Here is a 19511-nt window from a genome sequence, read left to right as displayed (position 1 = left end):
GTTTTAAGTGCCCGTTTTGCATGTGCGTTTTGCGTACGTGTATTATTTTACCATCGAGTTTATTTTTTCAAGAAAATTTTTCGTTAATATATGCTTACAGGGATGTTGCCAAGTAGTCCAAGCGTTCAGCCACGCGATTAAAGTTTTCCGATTGACGGACGATAAGAGATATGGTAAAATTCATTCAGTGAATGAATTTTGTGGAGACGCAATTTTGGGAAAATCAGAGAATGGTGTGTTGGAGGGGATGGAGATGAGTTTGTACGAGAAGATACTGAGCAAGGAAGCGGTAGTTGGCGTGATCGGGATGGGGTACGTGGGACTGCCTTTGGCTGTTGAAAAGGCACGAGCTGGGTACAAGGTTATCGGATTTGATATCCAGCAAAAGCGCGTTGATATGATCAATAGAGGAGAGAACTACATAGGGGATGTGGATAACAACGAGTTGAGAGAACTTGTTCAGGCCAGAAGATTGCGTGCAACGACGGATTTCGATGAACTTAGAAATTGCGATGTGATCAGTATATGTGTCCCAACACCGCTTGATAAGTTCAAGCAGCCGGATTTGAGTTATATAACCAACAGTGCGAATGAGATAAAAAGGCGCTTAAGGAAAGGGCAGTTGGTGGTGCTCGAAAGTACAACATATCCTGGCACAACAGAAGAGGTGGTGCTCCCTATTTTGCAGGAAACAGGACTAAAGGTGGGGCAGGATTTCTATTTGGCGTTCAGCCCAGAGAGGGTTGACCCAGGTAATCCGAGGTACAAGACAAGGAATACGCCGAAAGTGGTCGGTGGGGTCACACCGGAATGTACAAAGCATGCTGTTGCGCTGTATGAGAACGTGCTTGAAGCAGGCGTCTTTCCTGTATCCTCGCCAAGGGCTGCGGAGATGACGAAGATTTTGGAAAACACGTTCAGGCTCGTGAATATCGCGCTCGTTCAGGAGATGACAAAAGTTGCCGAAAAGATGAGGATAAATATCTGGGAGGTTATCGATGCAGCAGCGACGAAGCCGTTCGGTTACATGCCGTTCTACCCAGGACCTGGGATAGGTGGGCACTGTATACCAATTGACCCGTTCTATCTGGTGTACAAGGCGAAAGAGTACGACCTGCACATGATGCTCGTTGAGGTAGCAGGCGAGATTTCCGACGGTATGCCGTACTATGTGGTTGACAGGCTTACAGATATCCTCAACGAAAGGAAGCAATGTTTGAACGGAAGAAACATTCTGCTGCTTGGTGTGACGTACAAGGGGAATATAGACGATTTGAGGGAAAGCCCGGCATTGAAGGTTATTGAAATTCTTGAGAAAAAGAAAGCAAATGTCTTCTACTACGACCCGTTCGTTCCGGAATTCACACACAACGGAAAGTACTACAAGAGAATTGAGTTAACTGAGGAAAATTTAAGAATGATGGACGGAGCGATAGTAACTTCCGGGCATACAATAGGCATCGATTACGAATTTGTCGCAAAGCACGTACCGTTTGTGTTCGATACAAAGAACGTAACGAAAGGAAAGTACGAAAATGTGATTTTGCTCTGAGTTCTCTTGAATTTTTCAAAAATAGACAATTTGTTCAGTACCCCGACGTCCGTCGGGGTGTTTTGTTTTGCAAGCTATTGGTGGTGGTATGATAATTTTTGGTTTTGTGATATAATAACGGTAAGAACAGTAGAAAAAATAACTAAAAGGGGGTTTTGGAATGTTTGGTAAGTTCAAAACTTCAACTTTGCTTTTATGCTCCTACGTCCTTATTTTGGTCTTCTTAAGTGCTTGTGTAACACCTCAAAAGAGTGGTCCCGAATTGTTGGAACCTAAGAACAACGCGCAGAGCGTCCCGTTCAATAATACCACGCTGCTTTTTGGTACACCGAGTGACGGAGAGTACGAAGTGATCGTCAAAGAAGCAGATACAAACGCCGAGGTTTTTAGGCAAGTGGTGAACGGAGGGCAAAACATTTCGGTTGTGGTTCCAAAAGGAAGGCTCAAACCCGACACGAAGTACAAGTGGTACGTTAGGCGCAAAGGCAACGATTCCGGAGCAAGTTCGATGTGGTACTTCACCACAAAGAAGAATTCTCTACCGAGTGTGTATGGATTGAAACCTGACAAGACCGAAGGACATCCATTCGGCGCACTTGCTCTGACTTGGAATGCCAACGATCCAGACGATGATACGTTGACATTTGTTGTAAGGGTTTTTGAGGTTGGAAAAGATGCACCTGTTTACGAGACGACCAGCGCAACAAATTCGGCTGTTGTTAAGGACTTGAAACAGCTGACAAATTACCGCTGGACCGTTGAGGCAATTGATCCGTGGGGTGCTAAGAGCGGTCTTTCTGAAGCTACTTTCAAAACAAAAGCAAACGAAGCACCCGAGAGAATTGAGCTGATCAACCCAAGGAACGGGGAACTAAATGTGAAGTTCAACAACCTGCTCTTGAAGTGGCAGGGCTACGACAAAGATTACGAAGACCTTCGCTATACGGTGACGCTTAGGACTGGCAGCAGCAGTGGTCAGGCACTCCTATCTAATTCAACACTCACGGAGTTCTTAGTCACAGGTTTGAATCCTGATACGGTGTATACGCTAAGTATAACGGCTGTGGATAAGTACGGTGAAACACGAACCGAGAGTTTTCAGTTCACAACGAAGGTTAATACCCCACCAACCAAGCCTGAGTTAACCAATCCGGCAAATAGTGCAAGGGTGAATTTCGTCAGTGCTAAGCAGATCACCTTTACGTGGACAAACGCTACAGACCCAGACGAAGATGACGTGGATTACGAGTTCGTTCTGGTTTCAGGTTCGCAGATAGTGCACAAAAGAAGTGCTGTGCTTTCAAATAGTTATACAATCGATGTAAATAGTCTGCTCGATGTTGGAAAAACTTACACGTGGTACGTTGCAGCGAAAGATAGGCACGGGGGCAGAACGGAAAGTGACAGGTTTACGTTTGAGACCTACAGAAATACTCCGCCAAGTGTTCCTACATCGCCCTATCCGGCTAACGGTGCGCGCAATCTTCCAAATAGGATCGAGCGTTTTTCTTGGGATTGTTCGGATCCCGATGGTGATGCCCTGAAATTTGAATTGTACATAGGTGAGAGCCCTGACAATTTGAAGCTTGAAGCCAGTAATTTGACAACAAAAACCTACAGCACGTCCAGACTTTTTGATTTTGGGAAGACGTACTATTGGAAAGTGGTTGTAAGCGATGGTTATAACCCACCGGTGGAAGGGCCAGTCTGGAGCTTCACGATAACAGCCGAGGATAGGCCACCAACAGCACCTGTACTGTCGTCGCCGTCGAATGGAGCGAATGGGATTTCGTTTAACAACATCACACTCAGATGGAGGGCTAGCACAGATAAAGAAACCGCACCGGATAGGCTTGTGTACTTAGTGTACTTTGGTAAAGCCGATAACATGGAACTGGTTGCCACGGTGACTGGTAAGACAGATGATGAGATCTTCCATACGATCAGTTCAGTTGCACCTGCTACAACGTACTACTGGAGGGTGGAAGTGAAAGATTCGTTCGGTAACTACGCCTACAGCACCACATGGAGTCTCAAAACAAAGCCCAACGAGGCACCTAACATACCACTAAATCCAAACCCAGCTGATGGCAGTCAGGTTCCCGTTTCAGGTGTGCCCACAACGGTTACTCTGAGCTGGGATTGTTCGGATCCTGACGGAGATAGTCTAACGTACGAGGTTTATATAAATACCAGCGATGATTTCTCGTCGGTCACACCTTATACGACAACCAATAAATCGGTGGTTGTACAAATCAATACTCTTGGAAGGTATTACTGGTACGTTGTAGCGAAAGATAAGCACGGTGGTGAGACAAAGAGTAAGACCTGGAATTTTGACGTGAAAGGTCAGTAGTCACTAAATGGCCAGAACGCTGTTTTTGGCAAACAGCGATTGGAAGAACCGTGGCTTTCCGCCACGGTTTTTTTAAACGAGCTTAAAACAGGAGTGGTTCAATGTGAAGGTGGGAATAATCGGTGGTGGTCCTGCGGGTGTTGCTTGCGCAGTTTTGTTGAAAAGATACGGTGTTGATGTTACAATCTATGAGAAAGAAGAGATCGGTGGTCTGATAAGGAACGCGTGGCGAGTTGAGAATTTTCCACCCGTTGGATTTATATCCGGCATTGAATTTGCAAATCGGTTGAAGTGGTACGTTGAGGAGTACAAAATAGAAGTTGTTAAAGATGAGATTTTAAGCGTTGATGAATACAAGCTTGCAGGGATAAATGGGAAATACCAGTGCGATATCGCAGTTATCGCAACAGGTACAGAGGCGAAAAGAATTGAGCAGCTGGAAGGTCCAAAGACGTTCTATGAATATGTAGAGCTTCCTAAAGATATCGGCAGTGTAGCGATTTACGGTGGGGGAGACGTTGCACTGGACTACGCGATTCATGCAAAGGAAGACGGAATGGAACCAATTGTTTTTGTGAGAAGTGATAGGTTGAAAGCTGTTAGCAGGTTGGTTGAGTACGCAATGCAAAGGGGTATTGTGATCAAACTCAAAGAACCAGTAGCCTTCGTTGAGCACAATGATAAAAACGTGTACATCTATACAAAAACCGGTTCGTACGTTGTAGATGCTTTCTTAATCGCCATCGGTAGAGAAGGAAAAATGCCCAAGGTAACAGCAAAGTCTATGCCTGTGCATGTGATCGGTGATGCGGCGCATCCAGATATCCGGCAGTCATCGATTGCTATCGGCGATGGAATTAGGTGTGCGATGGAGATTGTTGAACAGCTGATTAGATAAAAGATAAAACGCTTGGCTGGAGGTGTTTTGAGGGTATGATACTTTCTGATGTTCAGCATGTTCTGAACGATTTGAAGATAGTTGCCAGCTACGGTAAGGAAGATATCGCTATGGTTTACCTTGCCGAGAGTAAAAACGGTGCCCTGATAGAGTTTGTTGAGTCCGTCCAGCCTCCTATACCCAGGGAGAAAAAGTGGGTCTTGATCGTCTCTACAATGGATGGATGCCCTGTTGGCTGTGCGATGTGCGATGCAGGAGGGTACTACAGAAGGAAGTTGACGGAAGAAGAAATTTTAGCGCAGATTTTGTTTTTAGTTAATAAACGATTCAGCACGCATGTTCCAGTTGAAAAGTTCAAAATCCAGTTCGCGCGCGTTGGGGAGCCTGCACTGAACGACCACGTGCTTGGCGCAGTCGAAAAACTACCACAACTACTCGAGGCACCCGGGCTGATGCCTTCGATAAGTACCGTTGCACCGATTGGAAGGGAGAATTGGTTTGAAAGGCTACTGGAGATTAAGAACAAATACTACATAGGAAAATTCCAGATGCAGTTCTCTATCCACAGTACAAGTCAAGAGCAACGAGACAAGATAATCCCGATTAAGAAATGGGGATTTGAAAAGATCGCAGAGTACGGTGAACGATTTGTGCAAGAAGGCGATAGAAAGGTAACGCTGAACTTCGCACTAGCCCAGGAGAATGAAGCAGATGCGTCGGTTATAATGAGGCACTTCGCTCCGGAGAAGTTTTTGATAAAGATAACGCCAGTTAACCCAACATACAGGGCTGTTGAGAATGGGTTGAACTCGGATGTCGATGAACGCGGGCTTGTGTTGAAACACAGGAAATTCGTTGAGGAATTGGAAAAGAATGGATACGAGGTAATCATCAGTGTTGGGGAGCTGGAAGAAAACAAGATAGGGAGCAACTGCGGTCAGTACGTCCAGCGGCATTTGGCTGCGCAACGCAAGTTGGAGAATTCGTACGTTTTTGTCAATGAAAATTGAGGGTAATGGGAGCGATGTGTATGGCAAAAATCCGAGTAGCACTTATTGCGCACGATAAGAAGAAGCTAGACTTGGCGATGTTTGTTAAGGAGTGGAAAAACGTTTTCGAAAGGTGCGAACTTTTCGCTACAAGCACTACGGGAAAGGTGATTGAGGAGAAAATCGGGCTGAAGGTGAACAAGTTCCACTCAGGTCCGTACGGTGGCGATTTGCAGATTGGTGCGATGATTGTTAACGGAGAAATCGATTTTGTGATTTTCTTAAGAGACCCACTCACCGCTCAGCCGCACGAACCTGATGTGAGCGCTCTTTTGAGGGTGTGCGATGTGCACAATGTTCCGCTTGCAACAAACCTCGCCACCGCGGAAGCACTTGTGCTGGAAATTGAAAAGAAAATTGTTAAGGAGTCCAATGAGGATGAAGGAAAAGAATGAGAAATCAAAGGTTGGAGAGAGTGTCGGGAATCCTGAACGGTCAGTTTTCAGGGATACGTGGCTAGTTTTGGTTTATTTTGTTTTTTTCATCTTCCTTGCTTGGAAGGTGCCTTTTGTCGTTGGTGCGCTCATATTGGGCTATTATTTTTCAGTGATTCTGAGCGTGCCATATGACTATGTGCTGAAAAAGACAAGGCAGCGCTATCTTGCCGTAGTTGCTTACGTGATTGTCGTGTTGATTTTTGCGTACGCAATTGGTTCGTTCTTCCCGATAGTTGTGAATCAAATCAGTTCTGTGCTCCAGAGTGCACAGTCAGCACAGTTTAATTTAGCCCTGCCACCCTGGGTGCTTAATTATTTGAACGAGTTTAAAACCAACATCTCTTCGTTCCTTACACAGTTGTTGAAGTACGTTGCAAACGTCTTGCCATCGCTTTTCACTATGATCGTGCTGCTCATCGTTACGATGGCGGGTATAGAGAGCATCAGGTTCTATTTCAAAGAAAGGCTCAATTTGTTGTTTGTCGACGATCCAGGGTACGGAGAACAGTTCATCCTTCATTTCTTCGGTGCAGTGAAAAGGTACTTGCGCGGACAAGTGCTTGTTTCTTTTCTGAGCGCGACACTTACGACGATAGGGCTTTACGTCATCGGTGTGCCGTACGCAATGACTTTGGGGATTTTGTCTTTCATAGGCGGGTTTTTCCCATTTGTCGGATTGCTGATCACGGCTGTGCCGATGTACCTTTTGGCGTTCACTTCGCAAGGCGTTAAGGGCATGATTTGGCTCACAGTTCTGCTTGTTGTTGTGAATCAGACGGAATCTTGGGTCTATGGGCCGAGGATACAGGGGAACAATTTGAAGCTCCACTGGTTTGTAATACTGCTTTCGATATTTGTTTTCGGAAGTGTGCTGGGGTTTGCCGGTGTGTTGATTGCACTTCCAATTCTGCTTTTTATACGAGAATATTGGAAGTTCTACGTGCTGCCACTGAGAAATAGAAAGTCAAGTTACCAAACGCAACAGGGTGGTAAAAAATGAACAAGATAAGCTGCGATGTCTACACAGATGGGAGTTACAAAGACGGTATCATTGGAAGTGGTGTTGTGTTTGTTTGCGGTAATAAGATTGAAGAATTTGCCTTTAGTATCGAATCAGAAGAATTGGCAGCACACAGAAATGTTTCCGGTGAGATTTATGCTGTGATGTATGCAATTTTTTACGCTTGGAAGGAAGGTATAAAGAAATTGCGGATATTCCACGATTATTCCGGACTTGCGTTCTGGATCGGTGGTGAGTGGAGGACGAAAACTGAGCTAACAAGGTTGTACAAGACTTTCATTGAACGTTATAAAAGATACATAGATATTGAATTTGTGAAGGTTCAAGCACATAAAGGTAACCATTTGAACAATTTTGCGGATAAGTTGGCTAAGAAGGTACTTGAAGGTTGGACGTTCGCACCGCACCTTGATGAGTTCTTAAGAGAAATCCAAATTTTAAAATCAAAGCTGCCCTGAGTGGGGCAGCTTTTTAGCTTATTATTTAATCTATTTCACCCCAAGTGCTACAGGTATGTTTCGAGGTGTGCCGCTTGTTACGTATTTTCCCGCGTAGACCATCGAGGTTGAGCTACCGCCGTCGAGCATCATCGCAGATTCGTAACCTTTGGATTTCAGGAACTGGGCAGCCTCATCGAAGTTCATTCCAGAACCGTTTTTGCCTTCTATCGTTATTAGATGCACTTTGCCATCCTTTATAGCTATTATCGTTCTATCGGCACGTGTTGTTGGTATACCTCCACCGTAACGGAGCTTCTCTTCAGCCGCATCGGGAATAATGTTGCCGTCCTGCAAGAGCAAAGGACCAGCACCAACAGCGTTCTTGATCTGGTAACCCTCGTCCGTGTAAAGTTCAATAGAGACACTCTGACCAACGGACAGACCGGGCAAGAACTTATTCTTTACATCGTTGCTGAGCATGATAACCTCTGAATTTGCAGGTACACTTGCAACATACCCTATAGACGATACCTTTCCGCTTCTCACAACGATGTAAGTTTTTGTCCTGTCGTTTGGTATCCTGAGTGCGAATTCGGAGGTGTAGAGGTTGACTTCGCTTAATGATGTGGTATTAACACCCTTAACCAAGAGCAAAGTTCCCCCAATCCTTATCGTGATGTCGACATATGCCTTCTTAATGAATGCTTTACCATCAACTGTCTGGATAAACATCGGCCTTAATCCGTACCTGTGCGAGAGGACTTTCCCGTTCGCAATGACTATATCTATCGGCAATGCTGTTGACGGGTCGAAGTAATTCGCATTCACACCGTTTGAATAACCGTTTTGAGATAGAATTGTCGCCAAGGTCGCCGTAGAACCTATGCCCTTTGACGGCAGTAAAGGTGCTATGTTGGTGTACCTTGGGTCTGCGATGATGTAGTTGACCGTGAATGTTCTTCCAGCAAAGGTCTCTGTACGCTGGATGTAATCTATCCTTTTAATGACAGGTTCCATCTCAACGACTATGTTGTTCCCCGAGTACGTTACTTTGTAACTCGATATCGCCTTTGCAACTCCCAATGAAATGGTGTGATTCGTCTTAGAAATCGATACACCGGAAGGGACCTTTACATCACCCTGTGCAGGTGAGAGTTTAAGTGACAGGACGTTGTTGGAAAGCGACGCACTGAGAAATTCTTTTCTTGCGCTCACAGAAAGAGTGATAGTTAGGACGTCGTCTTCATAGCTGATACTTGTTATTGTAAATGGCTTGTCGTAATACACGTCGTTGATTTTGGTCAATTTAAGGAAGTTTGCAATGAAATCCGCCTTTACCTGCACCACATTATTCGACAATATGTAAGTTTTTGGTACATACTGGTCGAAATCGACAAGAAAATCACCGTCGGAACCGATGATGAGTTTCTTGTTGTAAATAAGGTAGACTCTTTCGTTTTTTACGATGTTAAACCCCATGTCTCGGAGTTGCGATTCCGTGAAGTAGCCATTCGAAGGTTCGAAGACTTTGTTGTTGATTAAAAAAATTTGGGCAGCCAAAAAGGTTGCCAAAGTTAGAAAAATGATAGAAATGAATTTCAAGAGCTTCGAGTATTTTGAAAGCACGGAAGCAAACACCCCTTGGGCTTTATTTTTCTAAATTGATAACTTGCTGAATTATTATACCATGTTTAAACCACTATTTCAAGAACCGGTAAAACAACAAGATGAAAGAATGAAAATGGGCGGATGTATTATTCCACCCGCCCATGAATTATCAATATTGCGTAGTATTCTGAACGATTAGACAATGCTAAGCACATCACTGCACGATTCCGAGGATTATCGGTTTGTGCTCGGGTTTTTCGCTGCTGAATTCGTAGCTTTCCAAAAGTAGTTTAAGCGCAGAATCTACATCAATTTTTTCTGAGATGTAGAGTTTTGCAATAGGTTCACCTTTTTCCACGTAATCGCCAAGCTTTTTAAGTATTTCAATACCAACACGGTAGTCGATTGTGTCTTCTTTCGTCTTTCTACCAGCACCGAGGTAGTTTGAGGCGATGCCTATTTTTTCTGTATCTATGGCCGTTATGTATCCATTCTGCGGTGCGGTGAATTCTACGGTTCTATCCGTCATCGGTAATACTTCGGTGGGCCTGTCGACTACTTCCGGATTGCCTCCTTGATGTTCAACAAGTTGTCTAAATTTTTCAAGTGCCCTTCCGCTCTCCAGTGCTTCTTGCGCCATTTTTAGACATTCTTCAAATGTGCCTTTTTCTGCAAGATGACACATCCATGCAGCCAAATTCAAGCAAAGCTCGGTAAAATCATCAGGACCGTTGCCTTTCAACGTCTCGATTGCTTCCAATACTTCCAGTGAGTTCCCCACCATTTTTCCAAGTGGGACATCCATGTTTGTAAGAACAGCAACCGCTTTTTTACCGTGTGCTTTCGCAATTCCAACCATGGCTTCGGCGAGTTCCGTTGCTTGCTCTAAAGTTTTCATGAACGCACCGCTACCAACTTTCACATCGAGCACGTAGCCGTCTGCTCCACCAGCTAGCTTTTTACTCATTATGCTCGATGCTATTAAAGATACCTCATCAACGGTCGCCGTTGCATCTCGGAGTGCGTATATCTTCTTGTCGGCAGGGACAAGGTTTGCCGTCTGGCCTACGATTGCGATACCTATCTTCCGTACGTTTTCGAAGAATTCCTCTTCGGAAAGCGCTGTGCGAAAGCCAGGTATCGACTCGAGTTTGTCTATCGTGCCACCTGTGTGGCCGAGTGCCCTACCGGACATCTTCGCAACGGGCACACCGAGTGAGGCAACAATAGGCCCTACTACTAGCGTCGTTTTGTCTCCGACACCGCCAGTCGAGTGTTTGTCTATCTTGATCCCAGGTATCGAAGACAAATCTATCCGGTCACCGGAATTCGCCATTACCTCTGTTAGTATCGCACGTTCCTCTGGGTCCATATGACGAAAGTAAATGGCCATTAGGAATGCGGCCATCTGGTAGTCTGGAACATCACCTTTTACGTATCCGCTAACCATGAATTCTATCTCTTCTTTCGAGAGCTTTCCACCATTTCTCTTTTTGAGTATTATATCGTACGCTCGCATCATCTACGCCTCCAAAATCTCCAAATTTTGATTACGACGTTTGATGTTATTTCATCTTCCCTGCTTTTGATTGCCTGCTGTTTCTACCTGGTTTTCTTGTTCTTTGTATTTGTTGAAAAACACTCTGAACGTTGTACCCTCTCCGACTTTGCTTTCAAATGTGATGGTTGCGTTATGGCGCTCTGCGATTGTTTTTACGATAGAAAGTCCAAGACCGGTGCCACCAACTTTTCTGCTTCTGGCTTTGTCGACGCGGTAGAACCTTTCGAAGAGTCTTCTTTGCGCATCTTCTGGGATACCAGGTCCCGTATCTCTGACTTCAAAGACGATTTTGTCCTCTTTTTCGTAGCACCTTACAACAACTTTCTTCTCACCGGATTCTTTTATGGATGTGTATTTCACAGCATTGTCAACGAGGTTCAGAGCCATTTGGACGAGCCTGTCGAAATCACCGTAGACGACTTTCGGCTCATCGCACTCCATCTCCAGTTCCACACCGTAGTCGTGTGCAAGTGGTTCAACGATGCTGTAAACTCTGTCCATCACCTCGCACATTTCAATAGGTGCAAAATTGAATTTCGTGTCACCGGACTCAAGTTTCTCAAGGTCAAGCAGGTCGTTTATGAGCCTTGTCATACGTGCGGATTCGCTTTCGATGACCTTTAGGAATTTTTTAACGAGTTCTTTGTTTGATAGGTCGTCTTCAAGGAGCGCTTCTGCATAACCATGGATAGAGGTGAGCGGTGTTCTGAGTTCGTGGGAAACGTTTGAGATAAATTCCCTTCTCAATTTATCGAGTTGTTTTTCTTTCGTTGTATCGTGCAATACGATGATGTAACGTTCGCTCTCTTCGTCGAATTTTATTGGTACGACCTTTGCATCGTAATAACGTGTTTCAGCATCGACAACTAAAGAGACATCCGCACTCTGAATCTCGCCTGTTGCGAGCGCCCTTTCGAACAGTTCCAGCAGATGGTAGTTTTCGATGATGTCGTAAACCCTTCGACCTTCGATGCCTGGACGTGTGATATCGCGAGCGGCTATGTTGGCAAATGTCACGACACCGTCACCGCGAACGATTATTATCGGGTCCGTTATGTTGTTGAGAATAGTAAATATGTTCCGCCTCTCGCGTTCTGTTTCCGTGATCTTCTTTTCCAGCTCTTCCAATTTTTTCCTAACGCGCTCGTAAATGTATAGGGGAGGAGTACCTGCCTCCTCTCCTATACTTAAAGCGATTTTGTCCATGTATTTTGCGTATGTTTTTTCGTTTTTCCTTGCCAGAGCGTACAAGACAGCAAATGTAATCGCAAGGACGATACTAATAATCGTAACTATTGTCATCTAATTATTGTTCTTCCTTTCCAGGATCTCTAAATTTGTATCCTTTTCCGCGTACCGTTACAACGTACCTTGGGTTTGATGGATCCTCTTCGATCTTCGTTCTCAATCTTCTGATGTGCACGTCAACGGTTCTTGTATCACCAAAATAATCGTAGCCCCAGAGTTTGTCAAGGAGAACGTCCCTGGAGAAGACCTTACCTTCGTTCTCGGCAAGGAATCTGAGCAGGTCAAATTCAAGTGGTGTCAGGCTAACTTTCTTTCCTTTTACCCTGACTTCGTACTTGTCGATGTCGATTTCAAGGTCTTTCGCAACTATCTTCTTTGGCTTTTCTTCTTTTACAACGTTTCCAAGCTGCATTCTTCTGAAGACCGCTCTGATTCTTGCAAGTAATTCTCTGATGCTGAACGGCTTAACGATGTAGTCATCAGCACCAAGTTCCAATCCGAGAACCTTGTCAAACTCTTCGCCTTTCGCACTGAGGAATATTACCGGTGTCAATTTGTGCTTTTCAGAGGCGCGGATGTGCCTTACGAACTCAAAACCGTCCATGTTTGGAAGCATGATATCAACAATGAACATGTCCACATCTTTGTCTTTAAGTTCCTGCAACGCCTTTTCTGCATCCTCAACAGGGATGACCTCGTATCCCTCTTTTTGTAAAGTGAAGCTCACCAATTCGAGAATCTCTGGCTGGTCGTCGATAACCATAATCGTCTTTTTTGCCATGCTTTTCCCTCCTTAAAATGATATTGAATTTCTTTAAGATTATACCACAAACGTTTACCTTTTGTAAAGAGTTTTTTTATATCATTGAGCATAGTTTAAATGTTACAATGTTACAAGGACTAACATGAACTAAATAAAGAAACGCCCCATCCGAAGTGATGGGGCTCATCATGAGTATTAAAACTGAAAAAATGGTAACTCTTAGAACGTTGTTTTGTAGTTCACAGAAAGGAAGTAGTTATTTAAATCAACGGTTTTGTAGAAGAATGTGAGATTATTCCAGGACACTTTCAATGAAAGGATGTTGTAGTTTTCTTCACCTGCGCGCTGTGGTGTTGTTGCGCCCGGTTCTGCAACATTTCCTGGCCAGCCATCCCAGAACCATTTCCAACGTATTGTACCGTTGTCATCTACAAGTCCTTTTGTCAACATGTTGTACACAGCTTCTAAATCTACACCTAAAAAGTTTCCCTTTAAACCAAACGATAGCATCTTGGCATCGGGACCGTAGATAAAGCCAAGCGGATAGTCGAACATGAGTCGCCCGGATGGGTTGTTTTCCAGATCAAAATGCCGCACGCTAATTCTGAGATACGGCAGATAGTTTGTTACGTACATCCACTCCGATGTTTCGGCATACTCCACCCACAACAAGACGTTACCAAAATCCACCTCTGCACCGATGTCGTAAGCGGATGCACCAGGCTTGTAACCATATCCAACTTCTGTTGGACCAACTATATCGTCAAGAACATATTCGCCGTATAAACTAAGAAATTTCCATTTGAGAGAAAAATCCACACTGCCCGTCACGTTGCTGTAGCCTTCACCGTACGTGTTGTGGTAGATGAGTATCGGGCTGAAGTCGGTTAGGTCCAGGTATTTACCACCGACAACGTTGAGCTCGCCAAACCCAACCCTTAGATTTGCATCTCCAAACGCGTTGTAAAAATCAAATCGGTGAGCAATTATCCATTTCGATGGTTCATTGAAATACCTGCCAGCGGTATGTTGGTCTGAATAATTCGATTGGACAGCGTATTCTTGCGGTGACAACAGAGGATACGAAGTTATTGCGTGGAATGTGTAGGTCGTTCCAGGGAATCTCAGCGCAAACGTTATGTTGTCCTGGTACGTTGTTGGTGAGATATGGACCGGGTATTTCGCATCGCCCCACTTGAGTGGAAATCTGCCAACTGATAAGTAGAGATTGTCGCTGGCGAGGTATATGTAACCTATGCGCGGGAAATTCAAATCAACTGAGAGCTTCGACATATCAAGCGGATTGAACAGGCTAAAAGGTAGATTCGTGTGCTCTGATAAGGTCACGAGTTTGTTCCGGTATTCTTTTTCAAAAGGTAACTCCAAATATAGTGAGAAGTTGTCCAATTTGTAGTCAAGTACTAAATTTACGAACGGCGGTATCTCTTCTGGAAGATAGAAGATGTTTTCAGCAGGGTTTGCGGGAACACCCCACCAGCCACTGTATTTCGTTGTTACTGTCGTAGGCCAACTGGCTGTGTACAATGAAAAGTTGAGCTCCAGCTTCACGGTGTTGTTAGGTATCAACTGATTGCTCAACCAACTCTCTGGAAGGGGATAAGCCCCTGTGAAATAGACTTCCGGTATCGCTGGGATAACCAAGTGTGCAAATGAGGTGCAGACAAAGACGTTGAAAAGCAGAACAAGTAATATCTTCTTAAATCCTCCTAAACGCATCGAGTACCGCCTCCGCTACAGCTCTTTCGTAGTTTCCTTCAATGACGGCTGTTCCGATTATGCCTTCTTCTACATTATTGTACTGCTTTGTGATGTGAACAAGAAGGTATCTTTTCCCAACAAAGTAGACCTCGGCGATATCGTCGAATGAGAGTGCAAAATCGTGAATTTCCGAAAGGGCGTTGAGAACGGCGTTGCCGATAACCCTCGGGATGTTTCGCGATGTCTTAGGACCACTGTACTCGCCGTAGAACTCCTCTTCACCGTGTTCTATCGTGACCGTTACGCGGATGTTTCGCTCGTCTACGTGCTCGACCTTTAGGTTTGAAATTTGGTAAGGAAGGACTTTTTGTGTCTTCACATCCGATTCGACCTGGGCTATCGAGATGATTTTTCTGTCGAGCCTGATGCCTGTGCTTGCAAGGACAACGGTTTCAATGTCCCTGACAAGCTGTTTTGGACTTTTATCGCTCGTCGTGATCACGTGAATTTCGTGCAATCCTGCTCCGTCTCCCACAACTTTAACCGCTTTTACACCGGGAACTTTAGATATCAACTCTTCGATTTTGACAGCATCTACCACCGGCATATTATACCCCCCATTCTGGGACAGTGAGCTTTTTCGCTCTGATTGAATTATACCACACGCTTTCTGAAAAGGTGCCAGTTTTTTTCGGTTCTATGATAAGAGTTTATCAACACTTGCTATTTTCGATGGAAATTGCTAAACTTGTTTTAGAAAATAGGAAGTCCAAGGGGAGGCGAAAGGATGGCAAGGTTGATCTACGGGACTGCGTACGACGGAATGATTAGGTTTTCAGTCACCGATTCAAAGGATGTTGTTCAGGAGTTGAGGGAAAGACACAAGCTATCGTACCTTCCCACTGTGGTGCTTGGAAGGTTGATAAGCGCTTCGATGTTGGTCATCCCGTGGCTTGGAGAAAGAGAGACTATCACGTTCGTTATCAGTGGCAACGGACCGGCAGGAAATGTTGTTGCACAATCGACCTGGAAAGGGACGGTTAGGGGGTATATAACGAATACGTCGTTTGAGTTGGAAAGGAACGAATTTGGAAAGTTCGATGTGAAGAGTGCTATCGGTGGCGGAGACCTCACTGTTGTGAGGGATGTGGGGCTTAAGACGCCATTTGTTTCAAAAGTACCCATTGTTTCCGGTGAGATAGCGGAAGATGTTGCGTATTATTATACAAAATCCGAGCAAATTCCATCTGCATTCGCTCTTGGTGTGTTGATGGACAAGGAAGGTGTCGCAAAGGCAGGTGGATTGGCTGTTCAGATCTTGGATAGAAGTATACCAGAACACGTAATATCCGGTATCGAAGGAAGGCTCAACAGTTTTGCGATTACGAATTTCTTAGGAGAAAAGAGTTTAGAAGAGATCGCTAAATACGTGCTTGGAACGGAGAAGTTGTTGCTTGAAGAGATGAACGTTGTGTTTCAGTGCCTTTGTAGTAGGGAAAAGGCTTTTGAGTCTCTCAAGGTTTTAGACCTCAGCGATTTGGATGAGATGCTCGGGGAAGGTAAAGCGGAAGTGACGTGTAAGTGGTGTTCAACAACTTATACATTCGGGCCAGATGAGATTAAGATGGCGATCGAGGAAAAGAAGAAAATAGAAAGCCAAGAGAGTTAAAAGATTGAATCGGCAGGGTTGAACCCTGCCGATTTTTTATTTTTGCTGTTCGCTTTGTACTACCGCATCCAAGATTGTCTTTAGTAATTCAACTGCCTCTTTTTCCTTTCCAATAACGAAGAGTTCCATCGCTTGTTTAACTATTGTTTCTATCTGGTCGGATGTTAGTGAGATTTCGGTGTATCTGACACGAGAGATCTTGGGATGGTCGGTTGGTTCCGGGATTTCGAATTCGTAAAATAGTTCTTCTTCAAACTTTTCTCCGGGCACTGCTCCTGTGTAGACAACCGGTATGTCCGGTTTTCCCATGAGTTTCGCCAGCGTTTTTGCTACTTTCTCAACGGGGATCTGTTCACCCATGTCCAGTACGTAGAGTTCCCTGCTGTTTGAAAAGGCACCGGATTGTATGACCAAGGAGACAGCTTCTGGGATGCTCATCCAGTAGCGCTTCATCCTTGGATCAGTTATGGTCAAAGGACCGCCTTTTTCGATTTGCTTTTTGAATTTCCAAAGCACGCTTCCGCGACTACCTATGACGTTCCCAAACCGTACGATTGAAATACGTGTAGTGCACGTTTTGGGAATGGTAAGAAGGTAAAGTTCCGCAATCCGTTTGCTCAGGCCCATGTACGATGTAGGATGGACCGCTTTGTCCGTCGAGATGAAGACGAACCGTTCAACGTTGTGTATACACGCAAGTTTCGCTAGGTTTATCGTTCCTAATGTGTTGACTCTAAGTGCTTCGTAAAGGTTCGTCTGCATGAAGAACACATGTTTGTGGGCAGCAGAATGGAAGACGATGTCTGGTTTGTGGTTTGAAAAGACTTGGTCCATCAATTTTTCATCTGTTACGTCGGCTATTACGGGGATTAAGTCAAGATTTTGGGCTTTTTCTTTGAGTTCGTTGTATATTTCGTATATACTGTTTTCACCACGCCCCAGAAGAATTAAACCTTTTGGTGAGAAGTTAGAAACCTGCCTTGCGATTTCCGAACCGATGCTTCCGCCAGCACCTGTAACTAAGACTGTTTTGCCTGATATATAACCACTTATTGAACGCAGGTCAACCGTAACAGGCTCTCTTCCGATGATGTCTTGGATGGAGATCTCCCTCAGGTCCTCAATCGTCGGTTCTCTGTCCAAAAGTTGAGATATCGGAGGGAAGGTCTTCAACGTCACACCTTTCCCAACAACTTTGTCTGAAATTCGCGCTATGAGTTCTTTTGATGCTGAAGGAATCGCTATCAGTATTTCATCGAGTTCAAGTTTATCGATGAATTTGTCTATTTGCTCTATGGTACCCACTACTTTCACGTTGGCTATCGTCTTGTGCAATTTTGAAGGGTCGTCGTCAAAAAAGGCAAGTACGTGTCCATAGCTGGTGCGCTTGATTTCGTTGAGTAAAATAACACCGGCGTCACCTGCACCAACTATCGCAATCCGCTTGCCGGATGCCTTTCGAATGCTCAACAAGAATTGGTACGTGGTCCTTGCGCTGAAGAGCAAAAAGTACCCACCAAGGAATGTAAGCATACCAACGGACCTTGGTAGCACGGCAATCCTCGTGAAGTGGATGAACAACACAGTGGAAGCGTAACCTATGAAAAGCCCTCTGAGAAGCTTTAAGAATTCGACCGGCTGAGCGTAGCGCCAAACGATTTGGTAAGTGCCGTTCAACAGGTTGGAAAGCGATGTGAATAGGATCAATAACAGAACACCAGATGCGTACTTGCGCATCTCTGCGAAATCGAACCCGAATCTGACAAAGAGCGCAACAGCACCTGAAAGAAAAAGTAGGGCAGTATCTATCAAAAAGAGCCAAAAGTTCCTTGAGATTTTTAGAAAGTGGGGACGCTTCGGATGATTTGATCGCCTAATTTCAGCTCCAGTACCTGATTTTTCTGGCTGCTCCATTCTCAAATTTCAGGTGCACCTCCGGGGACGTACTTAATCTTTGCTCCGAGTTTCGCGAATTTCTCAATAACGTTTTCATAGCCTCGGAATATGTGTTCAACTTGTGTAACTTCGGTTGTTCCTTCCGCTGCAAGACCTGCAATCACAAGTGCTGCGGTTGCCCTTAGGTCTGTGCCCATAACGGTTGTTCCTTCCAGCTTGGGAACACCGTTTATAAAGACCGTGTTGTCTTTTATTCTCATGTCTGCTCCCATTCTGACAAGTTCGCCAACGTGTGCAAAGCGTGTTTTGAACACGTTTTCCGTAACGGTGCTCGAACCATCTGCAAGTGCAAGATATACGATTATTTGCGGTTGTAGGTCTGTCGGAAAGCCTGGGTAAGGCAGTACGTTGATGTCACATCCTTTCCAACGGTTCCATGACCTCACTTCAACGTAGTCTGGACCCTTTTTCACGACCGCACCAGTTCTCTCAAGGACAAACCAGAGTGCATCAAGATGTTCTGGATTGACGTTTTTGATCAACCCTTCTCCACGTGTGGCAAGCAGAGCAATAGCGTATGTACCCGCCTCAATTCTGTCTGGTATGACCGTGTGCTCGCAACCGTGTAAGTTCTTGACACCTTCAACAACTATCCTACTTGTCCCGGCTCCTGAAACCTTCGCACCCATTTTGTTAAGTAAGTTCTGCAAATCCACTATCTCCGGTTCCATCGCGGCGTTTTCAATTATTGTGGTACCGGGCAGTATCGACGCTGTGCTCATTATGTGCTCGGTGGCACCGACACTTGGGAATGGTAGATAAACGGTTACTCCATCTTGTTTTGTACCTCTTTTGGCAAGTATTTCACCGTGATCGTACGTAATATCAAAACCCAGTCTTTTAAGACCTTCGATGTGGAAATCCACAGGTCGCACACCTATTGCACAACCACCAGGAAGTGGAGTGCTCGCCTCACCCATGAGTGCGGCGATGGGACCAAGGACGTTGAACGATGCTCTCATTTTCCTTACTAAATCATAAGGCACGTGCGTTTGGACTATTGGACCAGATATGTGAACGGTGTTTTTGTCTTTTTCAAAAACCACTTTTTTTCCTGTGGTTCTTAAGATATCTATCATTGTTTCAACATCTGAAAGGACCGGTACTTTATGAAGAGTGACTTCTTCTTCTGTTAATAGTGCGACAGCTAACAGAGGAAGTGCTGAATTTTTCGCCCCGGAAATTTCCACTTCACCTGTTAACTGCGACCTCTCGACGATTATTGAACCCATTG

Annotated in this window: 16 protein-coding genes; 8 read left to right on the top strand and 8 right to left on the bottom strand. The window is 44.8% G+C overall.

The features are described from left to right. Positions 1 to 253 precede the first annotated feature (253 nt). The 7 genes from NA23_RS00450 (at position 254) to NA23_RS00420 (ending at position 7771) form a co-directional block, all read left to right on the top strand. Positions 254 to 1552, top strand: coding sequence for a nucleotide sugar dehydrogenase (locus tag NA23_RS00450; protein WP_033191508.1), 1299 nt, complete (start codon positions 254 to 256; stop codon positions 1550 to 1552). Between the two features lie 160 nt (positions 1553 to 1712). Then, positions 1713 to 3908, top strand: a complete 2196-nt coding sequence (locus NA23_RS00445) for a fibronectin type III domain-containing protein (RefSeq protein WP_033191509.1) — start codon at positions 1713 to 1715, stop codon at positions 3906 to 3908. A 103-nt stretch (positions 3909 to 4011) separates the two neighbouring features. Next, positions 4012 to 4806 carry an NAD(P)/FAD-dependent oxidoreductase gene (locus NA23_RS00440; protein WP_033191510.1) on the top strand — a complete coding sequence of 265 codons (795 nt, stop codon included), beginning with the start codon at positions 4012 to 4014 and terminating at the stop codon, positions 4804 to 4806. A gap of 71 nt (positions 4807 to 4877) precedes the next feature. Then, positions 4878 to 5816 carry a radical SAM protein gene (locus NA23_RS00435; RefSeq protein ID WP_033192538.1) on the top strand — a complete coding sequence of 313 codons (939 nt, stop codon included), beginning with the start codon at positions 4878 to 4880 and terminating at the stop codon, positions 5814 to 5816. 20 nt (positions 5817 to 5836) lie between these two features. Continuing rightward, positions 5837 to 6250: a methylglyoxal synthase gene (locus NA23_RS00430; protein WP_033191511.1), complete on the top strand. Its 414-nt coding sequence runs from the start codon at positions 5837 to 5839 to the stop codon at positions 6248 to 6250. Further along, complete coding sequence (locus NA23_RS00425; protein WP_052107118.1) at positions 6234 to 7292, top strand: AI-2E family transporter; 1059 nt, start codon at positions 6234 to 6236, stop codon at positions 7290 to 7292. The genes NA23_RS00430 and NA23_RS00425 overlap by 17 nt, the downstream gene beginning before the upstream one ends. Then, on the top strand, positions 7289 to 7771 hold the full coding sequence (locus tag NA23_RS00420) for an RNase H family protein (protein ID WP_052107119.1): 483 nt from the start codon (positions 7289 to 7291) through the stop codon (positions 7769 to 7771). The genes NA23_RS00425 and NA23_RS00420 overlap by 4 nt, the downstream gene beginning before the upstream one ends. Positions 7772 to 7801: 30 nt before the next feature. Here NA23_RS00420 and NA23_RS00415 read toward each other — a convergent pair whose 3' ends face one another. The 6 genes from NA23_RS00415 to NA23_RS00390 form a co-directional block, all read right to left on the bottom strand. After that, positions 7802 to 9379, bottom strand: coding sequence for a phosphodiester glycosidase family protein (locus tag NA23_RS00415; protein WP_033191512.1), 1578 nt, complete (start codon positions 9377 to 9379; stop codon positions 7802 to 7804). A 196-nt stretch (positions 9380 to 9575) separates the two neighbouring features. Beyond that, positions 9576 to 10880, bottom strand: coding sequence for a pyrimidine-nucleoside phosphorylase (locus NA23_RS00410; protein WP_033191513.1), 1305 nt, complete (start codon positions 10878 to 10880; stop codon positions 9576 to 9578). Between the two features lie 51 nt (positions 10881 to 10931). Further along, positions 10932 to 12224 carry a sensor histidine kinase gene (locus NA23_RS00405; protein WP_033191514.1) on the bottom strand — a complete coding sequence of 431 codons (1293 nt, stop codon included), beginning with the start codon at positions 12222 to 12224 and terminating at the stop codon, positions 10932 to 10934. Positions 12225 to 12228: 4 nt separating this feature from the next. After that, the gene (locus tag NA23_RS00400) at positions 12229 to 12951 is read right to left on the bottom strand and encodes a response regulator transcription factor (protein ID WP_033191515.1); all 723 of its coding nucleotides are present in this window, start codon (positions 12949 to 12951) and stop codon (positions 12229 to 12231) included. A 201-nt stretch (positions 12952 to 13152) separates the two neighbouring features. Beyond that, positions 13153 to 14670 (bottom strand): capsule assembly Wzi family protein, encoded by a 1518-nt coding sequence (locus tag NA23_RS00395; protein WP_033191516.1) that lies wholly within the window; start codon positions 14668 to 14670, stop codon positions 13153 to 13155. Then, positions 14651 to 15259 carry a hypothetical protein gene (locus tag NA23_RS00390; RefSeq protein WP_084383992.1) on the bottom strand — a complete coding sequence of 203 codons (609 nt, stop codon included), beginning with the start codon at positions 15257 to 15259 and terminating at the stop codon, positions 14651 to 14653. The genes NA23_RS00395 and NA23_RS00390 overlap by 20 nt, the downstream gene beginning before the upstream one ends. Positions 15260 to 15439: 180 nt before the next feature. Between NA23_RS00390 and NA23_RS00385 the strand changes: the two genes are divergently transcribed. After that, positions 15440 to 16321: an Hsp33 family molecular chaperone HslO gene (locus tag NA23_RS00385; protein ID WP_033191517.1), complete on the top strand. Its 882-nt coding sequence runs from the start codon at positions 15440 to 15442 to the stop codon at positions 16319 to 16321. Between the two features lie 36 nt (positions 16322 to 16357). Here NA23_RS00385 and NA23_RS00380 read toward each other — a convergent pair whose 3' ends face one another. Both NA23_RS00380 and murA read right to left on the bottom strand, forming a co-directional pair. Further along, positions 16358 to 18133 (bottom strand): nucleoside-diphosphate sugar epimerase/dehydratase, encoded by a 1776-nt coding sequence (locus NA23_RS00380; protein WP_249477089.1) that lies wholly within the window; start codon positions 18131 to 18133, stop codon positions 16358 to 16360. A 104-nt stretch (positions 18134 to 18237) separates the two neighbouring features. Next, positions 18238 to 19509 carry a UDP-N-acetylglucosamine 1-carboxyvinyltransferase gene (murA, locus tag NA23_RS00375; protein ID WP_033191518.1) on the bottom strand — a complete coding sequence of 424 codons (1272 nt, stop codon included), beginning with the start codon at positions 19507 to 19509 and terminating at the stop codon, positions 18238 to 18240. Positions 19510 to 19511: the final 2 nt, after the last annotated feature.

Origin of the sequence: Fervidobacterium islandicum, from assembly GCF_000767275.3 — a bacterium.
Classification (GTDB): domain Bacteria; phylum Thermotogota; class Thermotogae; order Thermotogales; family Fervidobacteriaceae; genus Fervidobacterium; species Fervidobacterium islandicum.
This window is presented reverse-complemented; position numbering and strand designations above follow the sequence as displayed.

What these genes read in the sequence shown, in the direction of transcription:
- NA23_RS00420 (WP_052107119.1), top strand. Translation starts at nt 7,289, where the DNA reads ATGAACAAGATAAGCTGCGATGTCTACACAGATGGGAGTTACAAAGAC.
- NA23_RS00430 (WP_033191511.1), top strand. Translation starts at nt 5,837, where the DNA reads ATGGCAAAAATCCGAGTAGCACTTATTGCGCACGATAAGAAGAAGCTA.
- NA23_RS00385 (WP_033191517.1), top strand. Translation starts at nt 15,440, where the DNA reads ATGGCAAGGTTGATCTACGGGACTGCGTACGACGGAATGATTAGGTTT.
- NA23_RS00405 (WP_033191514.1), bottom strand. Translation starts at nt 12,224, where the DNA reads ATGACAATAGTTACGATTATTAGTATCGTCCTTGCGATTACATTTGCT.
- murA (WP_033191518.1), bottom strand. Translation starts at nt 19,509, where the DNA reads ATGGGTTCAATAATCGTCGAGAGGTCGCAGTTAACAGGTGAAGTGGAA.
- NA23_RS00425 (WP_052107118.1), top strand. Translation starts at nt 6,234, where the DNA reads ATGAAGGAAAAGAATGAGAAATCAAAGGTTGGAGAGAGTGTCGGGAAT.
- NA23_RS00445 (WP_033191509.1), top strand. Translation starts at nt 1,713, where the DNA reads ATGTTTGGTAAGTTCAAAACTTCAACTTTGCTTTTATGCTCCTACGTC.
- NA23_RS00410 (WP_033191513.1), bottom strand. Translation starts at nt 10,880, where the DNA reads ATGCGAGCGTACGATATAATACTCAAAAAGAGAAATGGTGGAAAGCTC.
- NA23_RS00390 (WP_084383992.1), bottom strand. Translation starts at nt 15,259, where the DNA reads ATGCCGGTGGTAGATGCTGTCAAAATCGAAGAGTTGATATCTAAAGTT.
- NA23_RS00450 (WP_033191508.1), top strand. Translation starts at nt 254, where the DNA reads ATGAGTTTGTACGAGAAGATACTGAGCAAGGAAGCGGTAGTTGGCGTG.
- NA23_RS00400 (WP_033191515.1), bottom strand. Translation starts at nt 12,951, where the DNA reads ATGGCAAAAAAGACGATTATGGTTATCGACGACCAGCCAGAGATTCTC.
- NA23_RS00395 (WP_033191516.1), bottom strand. Translation starts at nt 14,670, where the DNA reads ATGCGTTTAGGAGGATTTAAGAAGATATTACTTGTTCTGCTTTTCAAC.